Origin of the sequence: Mesorhizobium sp. M0491 (genome assembly GCF_040321265.1) — a bacterium.
GTDB lineage: Bacteria > Pseudomonadota > Alphaproteobacteria > Rhizobiales > Rhizobiaceae > Mesorhizobium.
This window is the reverse complement of record NZ_JAMYRE010000020.1, coordinates 130206-140095: the sequence shown is the minus strand read 5'-3', so window position 1 is coordinate 140095 and position 9890 is coordinate 130206. Positions and strand designations below refer to the sequence as shown.

Sequence of the window (9890 nt, the reverse complement as noted above, 5' to 3'; positions counted from 1 at the left end):
CCCACCCCCCCCCCCCCCCCCCCGTCCCGCTGCTGGGGGCGGGGCGGGTGTTTTTTACATCCGCGCCGCGGGGGGGGCGGGGGGGGGGGCGTGGGTGGGGCGGCCCGCCGCCCCCCCCCCGGGGGGCGGCAGGTCTCTCAGTCAGGGAGGTAAACCTAATTCATCGGCCCCTTCTCTCCGGGTTTGCCGGGCAGTTCTTGCGGGAACAATTCGTATTTCGCCTGCTTGTCGGCCGCGACAAAGACCCGTTCGCGGATGATCGAATCCTCGGCCCAGTTGAACATGAAGATCGGCGTGCCCTGTGGGATGTTCGAGAAACGCTTGTTGACGATCAGCGCGCCGGGATACTCCGTCAGGCCGACATTGTAGACGTGCTCCGTCGAGATCTTCTGGAATTGTTTCATCAGGCTGGCGCGCTGGTCATTGTCCTGGGTGGAGACGAACTTGTTGACGATGTCGACGAGGTCCTTTTCGAACGGCATCACATCGACCTCGCCGTTCTCCGGCGCACGATGGTCCCAGCTGGTGCGCGGACCGACCGGGGCAAGCTGCACGGTGTTCTGCACCACCGACGTCAGTTCCTGTTCGTTGCGACGGACCAGCCAATCGAAGCGGCCGGAATATTGCGAAGCGTCGCGTTGGGTCCCGTTGAGGCCGTTGAGCACGACCCGAAGCCCGAGCTTTTCCATCTGGGCGACGACGCCTTCGGCAAGGCTCTTGTCGGTCGTGTAGTCGTTGTTGACCAGCATCACGATCTCGACATTCTTGCCGCCGGCGGTGCCGGAAGGGAAATTCACGAAGCCGTCGCCGTCCGTATCCGTGAGGCCGGCCTTGGCGAGTTCGGCCTTGGCGCCCTCGAGGTCGAAGGGGTAGTAGACCGTCGAAGCGCGGTCGTAGAAGCTGGTTCCTGACGACAGGCCGCCGGGATAGATGGCGGTGAACGGTCCCTTGACCAGCGAGTCGCCGAGCGCCTTGCGGTCGAGCGCCATGGTGACGGCCTTGCGGAAATCCTCGTTGCGGTTCAACTCGCGGATCGCCTGGCCGCGTTCGTCCGGATTGCCCCAGCCATTGGCAGAAAAATTAAAGCGCAGATTGTAGCCGATGAGCCGCGGGCCGAAAGCAAGACGGGCCGGCGCGTTCGCCTCTGCCGCACGCTTCAGCGAGGCGACGAAGTTTTCCGGCTGCTCCAAATTGGAAAAATCGGCCGCGCCGGCCACCGCCTGGACATCGCGGTCGGCCCAGGTCGACAGCTTGTAGTGCAGTTCGTTGAGATAGGGCAGTTGATTGCCCTTTTCGTCGACCTTCCAGTAATAGGGATTGCGGCGCATGACGATGATGTCGTCCGGCCGGTATTCGACCGGCACCCAGCCACCCATCACCGGCATGTTCATGAATTCCGGCGGGAAGGCATTTTTGAACTGATCATAGGTATTCTTCGAGTATTTCGGATGCTGCGGCTTCAGGATGTGCGCGGGGCCCGGACAGAAGGTGCCGTAGGCCATGGCGTACAGGTACTGCTTCGGGAAGGCATCCTTGAAGGTCCATTCGACGGTGTAGTCGTCGATCTTCTTCAGCGTCGTGCCGACGCCGAAGGTTTCCGGCGTCGCACCGTTCAGCGGCGAGACGTTAGGATCGACCACCTCGTCGTCCCAGTAGAACATGACGTCGTCGGCATTGAAGGGCACGCCGTCCGACCACTTCGCTCCTTCGATGAGGTGCATGGTCAGCCTGTGGCCATCGCTCGACCAATCCCAGCTCCTGGCCAGGTTCGGCAGCGGCTCGGTGTCCTTGGCCTCGACCTGGAACATCGGGGCGGTGCGCGTCAGGCATTCGGAGAGGCCGATGTCGATGCCGCCCCAGCCTTGCGTCTGACCGGCGCCGTAGTTCCAGCCTTCCGGCCGCCCGCCGATGACGTGGCGCATCGTATCGCCATAGACGCCGATGCCGTCCTGCATGTTGCCCGTCTTGTAGACCAGCGGATCTTTCGGCAGCCTGTCTTTCACCGGCGGCAGCTTGCCGGTCTTGACGTATTTCTCGGTGACCCAGTCGGGCTCGTGATATTCGGGAAGCGCCTTGAACTCCAGGATCGAGTCTCGCGCGACATAGTTGATCTTGCCCTCGGCGGGAAACGGTGTCGGTTCCGGCGGAACCGTCGGCTCGGAAGCGTAAGCACTGAGTGCCGAGACCGAGACGCTCAGCGTCAGTCCGGCAGCAAGGCCGATATTGCGTAAATTCCTCACGGTCTCTCTCCCTCTTGTTTGTCCGGAGCGTTTGCACCCGCTCCGCCTCTCCTCGAATTCAAACGGCTTCGTGGCAATGAATCCGCCTCCCATGGATCCACCATCACCGCATGAATTTTCAGCCGGCCCGCCTCAGCCGGCTTGCTTCAGCGCGGCTTTTTCGGCGCGCAATTCCTCGATCGAGCGAACGCTGCGCCGTGCGGCGCCCGCCCACTCGCGGGTCTTCACCTGAGATGTCGACAGCCGCTCCCTGGCGGCCGGAACCGCATGGGCATATTGCGGCAGCCAGGCTGCCTGGGCGACGACCATTTCGTCGACCATCTGCCAGACCTCCTCCGGCGTCGAAACCGCGCCGACCAATGGGTCATGCAGCACGGCGAGCTTCAGAAGATCGATGTCGCCTGATATCGCGGCATGCACCGACATGCGCTGGACGTTGATCGAAGCGATGCAGGTGGCGGCGCAGGCTTCCGGCAACGTGATGCCGGCGGCCATGTTGATGCCAAAACGGTCGACGAAGCCCGGCGACTCGATGATGGCGTCCTGCGGCAGGTTGGTAATCACGCCATTGTTCTTGACGTTGAAGTGGCCGCGATAGACCCGGTTGGTCTCCAGCGCCTCCAATATGTGGCTGGCATGCTCGTTGGAGCGCTTCTCCCGGTCGATCGGCTTGGACGCCGCTTCGAGGAACTGCGGATATTCCGTCTCGAACCAGTTGCGGGTTTCGGTGGAGTAACGGAGATAGCCGCCAGTCTCGCCATGGATCCAGTCGGACATATCGATCCAGCGCGTGATCTCGTCGGGACGTTTGCGGTACCAGGGCAGATATTCGGAAAGATGGCCGTTGCTTTCGGTCGAATAGACGCCGAAGCGCTTCAGGACATCGATGCGCAGTTTCTCCTGCCTGGAATAGACGGGATGCGCCTCGAAGGCAGCCACCAGTTCGTCCTTGCCGATGGAGCGGCCGTTCAGGCGCAGGCCGATGAACCAGGTCTGGTGGTTGATGCCGGAACAGACATAGTCGAGCTCCTGCGTGGACTTGGCGCCAAGCACCTCGGCGATCTGCTCGGCGCCGTGCTGGACGCCGTGGCAGAGCCCAACAGTGTCGACCTTGCCGTATTCGATCGCCGCCCAGGTGTTCATCGCCATCGGGTTGGCGTAGTTCAGGAACTTGACGTTCGTCTCGGCGACCTCGCGCATGTCCTTGCAGAAATCCAGGATCACCGGGATGTTGCGCTGTCCATAGAGAATGCCGCCGGCGCAAATCGTATCGCCGACGCACTGGTCGATGCCATATTTCAGCGGAATGCGGATGTCGTCGGCATAGGCTTCGAGACCGCCGACCCGCACGCAGCTGATGACGTAGCGAGCGCCTTCGAGCGCCTTGCGGCGGTCGGTCGTCGCCGTCACCCTGGTCGGCAATCTGTTTGCCTCGACGATCCTGTCGAGGATCGCCTTGATCATCTGAAGGTTGTGCTCGCTGACATCGGTCAGCGCGAATTCGATATCCTTGAATTCGGGCACGCACAGGATGTCGGTGAACAATTTCTTGGTGAAGCCGACGCTGCCGGCACCGATGATAGCTATTTTGAAACTCATCAGCCGCACCTCACTCCACTTCGAATTGCAGGCAAGGAATGACAATGGGAAGCTGTAGCCACATGCCGCGACATGTATGCACGACAAGCCGGAATCCGGCTCGCCAACCTCCTGTCCGCTCCTCGACTGCGGATCTGTCTCGCTTTTCGACGGGGATTATGCGCTTATTCGCGAGCGCGACCAGAGAAGGATTATGCTTTCGAGGGTAATTTTGTGCTGCATGATTTAATAACGAACGGACAGTCCATGCGCACGATCTCGCTGCCGCGCGGCCGCCAGCGCCTGCACGCCATGCCGACGAGCACAGGCTATGAAGTGCGCGAGGACGAGACCTACGATTGGGACGGCCGCAAGCGCGGCCAGACACCGTTCACCGTGCTCCAGCACACGATCAGCGGAGCCGGCCGGCTGCGCTACGAAAACCGCAACTACCGCCTGCAGAAGAACGACACATTGCTGGTGCTGGTGCCGCACAACCACCGCTACTGGCTGGCTGGAGACGAGCGCTGGGAGTATTTCTGGATTTCGATGAACGGCGAGGAGGCGCTGCGCATCCACAAGTCGATCCTCAGCGTCTCGGGTCCGGTGTTTCGGCTGCAGCCGGCGACGATCGATCATCTTGCCGATTGCAGCCTGCGCCTGATCAAAGGCGCCGCTTCGCCGGGCGCTGCTTCGGCGATAGCCTACGAGGCTGCGATGGCGCTCTATGACGATGTCTTCGGCTCCCATGCCTTTGCCGAAAAACAGAGCGTCATGCAGCCGGTCATCGATCACATCGGTGCCAATCTCGACAAGTCGCTGCCGGTGGCGGATCTGGTCCAGATCAGCGGCCTCAGCCGGGCCCATTTCTCACGCTGTTTCGCCGAGAGCGAAGGCCTGCCGCCTGCCGAGTTCGTGCTGCAGCAGCGCCTGCAACGCGCGGCGAAGCTGCTGACCAAGGCGGATTTCCTGCCGGTGAAGGAGGTCGCCATCCTGTGCGGCTTCGAGGACGCGAACTATTTTTCGAAGGTCTTCCGCCGCTGCTACGGCATCACGCCGAGCCAATTCCGCACCACAGGCATGTACGCCAATTTGCGGACTCCGGCCAGGCGTGGCGTCAGGGCGCCTGATGACGAGACCTGACGCCGCGACCGTTAAGCCGGCAGTCAGCTAGGCAGCGCGCAGACTGCCGCCATCCAGCCATTCGAGATCGGCTTGCGAAAGCGTGATGTCGAGAGCGCGCAGGCTGTCGTCCAACTCATCCAGCGTGCGTGGCCCGATCAGCGGGATGGATGGGAAGGGCTGAGCGAGCACATAGGCCAGCGCAATATGGATCGGGCTCTTGCCCAGTCTCGCGGCAAGTTCGATCGCCCGGTCGCGGCGGCCGAAATTCCGCTCGGAGTACCAGACCCGCACCAGCTCCTCATTGTCTTGCTTGTCCCGACCTGCGCGATCGGTGAAGAAGCCGCGCCCCTGGCTCGACCAGGCGAAATTCGGCATCTGCCTGGATGTCAGCCAGGCCTTCCATGCATCCGTGGAGGACGTCACGCAGCCTGCCCAGATCGGCTCCAGCATTTCAGCCAGCGAGAAATTGTTGGACAGCGCGCCGGGCTTTTGCTTGCCGGTGCGTTCGGCATAGGCAATCGCCTCATCCATGCGTTCCATCGTCCAGTTCGAGCCGCCGAACGGGCCGCGGATGCGGCCGGCCTTGACCTCACGATCCATCGCATCGACGAATTCGCCGACCGGCACATCCGGATTGTCGCGGTGCATGAAGTAGACATCGACATGGTCGGTCTGCAGGCGTTCGAGCGACTGGTCGAGCTGCTTGCCGATCACATCGGGATAGCAGAGCGGTGAATGCGCGCCCTTGGCGATGACCACCGATTGCGCGCGCACGCCACGGCTTTTCAACCACTCGCCGAGCAGCTTCTCGGTATAGCCGCCGCCATAGACATAGCCGGTATCGAAAAGATTGCCGCCGGCCTCGAAAAAGGCATCGAGCAGGATCGAGCCTGAGGAAAAGGTACGGAAATCCTCGAAGCCGAGCGCCACCACCGATGCCGGCTTCGACAGGCCAGGAATGGTGCGCTTGGCGATCGCCGTGCCGCCGGACCGCAAAGGCCGGCCGGAGATGGTATTGGTACGCTGCTCGGCCTTCTCGATCCCGTATTCGAGGCCGGCGGCCGCCCGCCATTTGTCCAGTACACGCAAGGTGCCGAGGCTTTCCGCCCATGCCATGCCAGGCCAGGCGAATTCTTGGCCGCCGGCGCGGATGGCCTCACCGGCTGCGTCGACCTCGAAGGAATAGACATGGCGCTTCTCGTTGACGCTGATGGTCTCGCGCGTGCCATCGGATGCAATGATGTCGATCCGGCCGAGGCCAACGTCGCGGTTGCCGCCGGCGAACCAGAAGTCCGGCACCTCGATGCGTCCCTTGGTACCCAGGATGCGCAAGACATTGTCCTGGTTGAGCGAGATGCTGCAGGAGACCTCGGCGACAATGCCACCCGGGAAATGCAGCAGCGCCGAGGCCCATTCGTCGACGCCGGACTGGCCAAGATGGGCAGTACCGACCACCTTGTCAGGCTCGGCGAAGGGTTTTCCGGCCGCGGCGCCGGCAATCAACCGCACCATCGAGACGGGATAGCCGCCGACGTCAAGAATGCCGCCGCCGGCGAGATCGTTGGCGTAGAGCCGGTGCTCCGGCATGAAGCGCGGCATCGCAAAACCAAAGCTCGACTTGATCATTCTGATCTCGCCGATGACGCCCGATCTGATCAGTTCCACCAGCTTCAGCGTCTGCGGATGCAGCCGGTACATGAAGGCTTCGCCGAGAAACGTGCCGGCCTTGCGCGCGGCATGCATCATGGCGTCGGCCTCGAAGGCGGTCAGCGCCAGCGGCTTTTCGCACAGCACATGCTTTCCTGCCTCGGCGGCCTTGATCGCCCATTGCGCATGGCCGGGATGCGGTATCGAAATGTAGACGGCATCGATTTCGGGATCGGCAAGCAGCGCATCGTAGCCATCGAGGATGCGGGCGCCGGGGAAACTCTCGGCGAGGCCAGGCTTGGCGGGATTGCGGGCACCGATGGCGACCAGCTTTCCGGTGCGCGAATCGGCCACGCCACCGGCAAAGGACTGGGCGATGCTGCCCGGTCCGAGGATGCCCCAGCGAATGGGCGTGGTTGCGGTCATTGTCATTCTCCTTGAAGGCTGGAAACGGCGGCCGGTCAGCGCAGCCGCAGTCCTTTTTCGTCGAACAGGTAGGATTTGCGGATTGAAACGGTGATCTCTGATGTGTCGGGGACCTTTGTCGCGTCGCGCTGGATCACCACGTCGTCACCATTGGCCGTTCTTGCGTAGAGGAAACTTGTGCCGCCCAGGTGCTCGACCACGTCGATGGCAACCACAAGGTCGGCGTCGCCCTCTCCGGCATTGCCGAAATGTTCGGGCCGCACGCCGACAATGACCTTGCTGCCGATTTTTGGGCTGCCCATTTCGGGTGCAGCGCCGGTCAGCGGTTGCGTGATGCGGGTCTTCTCCTGACCCGCCAGATCGACCACGACGCCACCCGCATCGTGCCCGACAACCCGGCCCTTGATGAAGTTCATCTTCGGCGACCCGACAAAGCCCGCAACGAACTGATTGTCGGGGTTGTCATAGAGATCGAGCGGCCGGCCGATCTGCTCGATATGGCCGGCGCGCATCACGACGATCCTGTCGGCGAGCGTCATCGCCTCGGTCTGGTCGTGCGTGACATAGATCATTGTCGTGCCGAGTTCCTTGTGCAGCCGGGAGATCTCGACGCGCATCTGGACGCGCAATTCGGCGTCGAGGTTGGAGAGCGGCTCGTCGAACAGGAACACCTGCGGTTCGCGCACGATGGCGCGGCCGATGGCGACGCGCTGGCGCTGTCCGCCGGAGAGTTTTTTCGGGCGCCTGTCCATCAATTCGCTGATGCGCAGGATCTCAGCCGCCCGCTTCACCCGCCGTTCGGTTTCGGCCTTTGGATTGCCGGTCATGCGCAAGCCGAAAGAGAGGTTCTGTTCGACGCTCATATGCGGATAGAGCGCGTAGGACTGGAACACCATGGCGATGCCGCGGTCGGCCGGCTCGACATCGTTGACCACTTTGCCGCCGATGGCGATCTCGCCGCCGCTGATGTCCTCGAGCCCGGCGATCATCCTGAGCAGCGTCGATTTTCCGCAGCCGGAGGGGCCGACGAAGACGACGAACTCGCCGTCCTTGATGTCGATGCTCGCGCCATGGACGACCTCGAAGACGCCGAAGCGCTTGACGACACTGTTAAGCGTGACCGTTGCCATGCTGCCCCTTACTTGACCGCGCCGGCGGCGATGCCGGCGATGAAATGGCGCTGCAGCAGCACGAAGACGACGAGCATCGGCACCGTCAGCATCACCGCACCCGCCATGATGCCGCCCCATGACACCTTGGTGAGGCCGATCAGCGTGCCGAGCGCTACGGGTGCTGTCATCGAACCCGGCTGGCTGTTGATCAAAAGCGGCCACAGATAATTGTTCCAGGAGGCGAGGAACAGGATGATGGCGAGTGCGGCCAGCATCGGCCGCGCCAAAGGCAGCGCGACGAAGAGGAAGATGCGCCATTCCTTGACGCCCTCGACGCGCGCCGCATCGAAGAGATCGTCCGGCATCATCGAAAAACTCTGCCGCATGAACAGCACGCCGAGCGAATTGAATAGCGGCGGGACGATCAGCGCCACCCAGGTGTTGGCGAGCTTGAAGTCGCGCGCCACCATGATGAATTGCGGGATCAGCACGACCGCATAGGGCAGCGTTATGGTGCCGAGGATGATGGCGACAACCACGCCCTTGCCGAAGAACTGGTAGCGGGCCAGCGCCCAGCCGGCCATCGACGTCAGCAGCACCGACAGGACGGTGTAGGTCACCGCCACCGAGACCGAAATGCCTATGGCGCCGACGAAGTTCGTGTCACGCTGCAGATTGTTGAAATTGTCGATGAAATTGCCGTGCGGCAAAAGCTCGATGCCGGGGCTGAAGATGCCGTTATCCGGCATGGTCGAGAACACGACCATCATCCACAACGGAAACAGCCAGATCAGCGCCAGCGGCGTCAGGAACAAATGCAGAGCGATGCTGCGTCCCAGTCTGGCTGCGGAGCGCGAACTCATTTCGGTTCCCTCGTCAGCCACAGCTGCGCCAGCGTGATGGCGATCGCCAGGCCGGCCATGGTGTAGGCAACGGCCGACGCGTAGCCGAAATTGAGCGACCGAAAACCCTGGCGGTAAAGCAGCAGGCCAAGCGTCTCCGTGCCGCCGCCAGGCCCGCCGCGCTCGGTGATCAGGAACGGTTCGGTGAACAGCTGCATGGTGCCGATGATCGACAGCACGAGGCAGAACACGATGACCGGCTTCAGCAGCGGCAGGGTGATGTAGAAGAACTGCTTGAGCTTGCTGACGCGGTCGAGCGTCGCCGCCTCGTAGACATCTTCGGGAATGGACTGCATGCCGGCGAGCAGGATGATGGCGTTGTAACCGGCCCAGCGCCAGGTCACCGCGATCATGATCAGCGCCATCGCCGGCGTGACGTTGGAAAACCAGTCGATCTTGGGCAGGCCGATGCTGTTCAGGAGCTTGTTGATGATGCCGAAATCGAGGTTGAACATCAGCCGGAACACCGCCGAATAGGCAACCTCGCCGACCACCACCGGGGCGAAGAAGGCAAAGCGGTAGAGGCCGCGCGCCTTCAAGAGCGGCGAGTTCAAAAGCACCGCCATGACCAGCGCCAGCGAGATCATCACCGGCACCTGGATGACAAGGATGAGCAGCGTGTTCTTCAGGGCGTTGAAGAAGGCCGGATCGCCGATCAACCGGCCCCAGTTGAAGCCGGGCGCGAACCGCCACGGCACGGTACGCGTCGCCTGGAAGGAAATCATGAAGGAGCTGATGATCGGCCATACCCAGAAGATCGCGAAGATCAGCAGATAGGGCGTGAGGAAGCGATAGGCCGTGGCGTTGCGATTGCGCATCTTCCTCCTCCTTCATTTCGTTGCCGCTTCGGCCATGGCCCT

At 62.3% G+C, this 9890-nt stretch carries 7 protein-coding genes; 1 reads left to right on the top strand and 6 read right to left on the bottom strand.

The features are described from left to right. Positions 1–155: 155 nt before the first annotated feature. Both NKI69_RS24555 and NKI69_RS24550 read right to left on the bottom strand, forming a co-directional pair. Positions 156–2240 carry an ABC transporter substrate-binding protein gene (locus NKI69_RS24555; RefSeq protein ID WP_352722678.1) on the bottom strand — a complete coding sequence of 695 codons (2085 nt, stop codon included), beginning with the start codon at positions 2238–2240 and terminating at the stop codon, positions 156–158. A gap of 132 nt (positions 2241–2372) precedes the next feature. After that, positions 2373–3839: an alpha-glucosidase/alpha-galactosidase gene (locus NKI69_RS24550; RefSeq protein ID WP_352722677.1), complete on the bottom strand. Its 1467-nt coding sequence runs from the start codon at positions 3837–3839 to the stop codon at positions 2373–2375. 213 nt (positions 3840–4052) lie between these two features. Here NKI69_RS24550 and NKI69_RS24545 point away from each other — a divergent pair, with 213 nt between their 5' ends. Beyond that, a complete protein-coding gene (locus NKI69_RS24545) occupies positions 4053–4961 on the top strand; it encodes an AraC family transcriptional regulator (protein WP_352722676.1) in 909 nt (302 codons plus the stop codon). Positions 4962–4988: 27 nt separating this feature from the next. On the opposite strand, the gene NKI69_RS24540 is transcribed toward NKI69_RS24545, so the two are convergent. Genes NKI69_RS24540 through NKI69_RS24525 form a run of 4 tightly spaced genes read right to left on the bottom strand, consistent with a single transcriptional unit; the run spans position 4989 to position 9848 of the window. Further along, positions 4989–7016 carry an aldo/keto reductase gene (locus NKI69_RS24540; protein ID WP_352722675.1) on the bottom strand — a complete coding sequence of 676 codons (2028 nt, stop codon included), beginning with the start codon at positions 7014–7016 and terminating at the stop codon, positions 4989–4991. A 35-nt stretch (positions 7017–7051) separates the two neighbouring features. Beyond that, entirely contained in the window at positions 7052–8146 is a 1095-nt protein-coding gene (locus NKI69_RS24535) for an ABC transporter ATP-binding protein (RefSeq protein ID WP_352441089.1), read from the bottom strand. 8 nt (positions 8147–8154) lie between these two features. Continuing rightward, positions 8155–8991 carry a carbohydrate ABC transporter permease gene (locus tag NKI69_RS24530; RefSeq protein ID WP_352441090.1) on the bottom strand — a complete coding sequence of 279 codons (837 nt, stop codon included), beginning with the start codon at positions 8989–8991 and terminating at the stop codon, positions 8155–8157. Next, positions 8988–9848, bottom strand: coding sequence for a carbohydrate ABC transporter permease (locus NKI69_RS24525; protein WP_023809272.1), 861 nt, complete (start codon positions 9846–9848; stop codon positions 8988–8990). Before NKI69_RS24525 ends, NKI69_RS24530 begins: the two co-directional genes overlap by 4 nt. Positions 9849–9890: the final 42 nt, after the last annotated feature.

Bases quoted from the DNA above. Each gene is read 5' to 3' on its own strand.
- NKI69_RS24550 (WP_352722677.1), bottom strand. From the start codon at position 3,839: ATGAGTTTCAAAATAGCTATCATCGGTGCCGGCAGCGTCGGCTTCACC.
- NKI69_RS24530 (WP_352441090.1), bottom strand. From the start codon at position 8,991: ATGAGTTCGCGCTCCGCAGCCAGACTGGGACGCAGCATCGCTCTGCAT.
- NKI69_RS24535 (WP_352441089.1), bottom strand. From the start codon at position 8,146: ATGGCAACGGTCACGCTTAACAGTGTCGTCAAGCGCTTCGGCGTCTTC.
- NKI69_RS24540 (WP_352722675.1), bottom strand. From the start codon at position 7,016: ATGACCGCAACCACGCCCATTCGCTGGGGCATCCTCGGACCGGGCAGC.
- NKI69_RS24525 (WP_023809272.1), bottom strand. From the start codon at position 9,848: ATGCGCAATCGCAACGCCACGGCCTATCGCTTCCTCACGCCCTATCTG.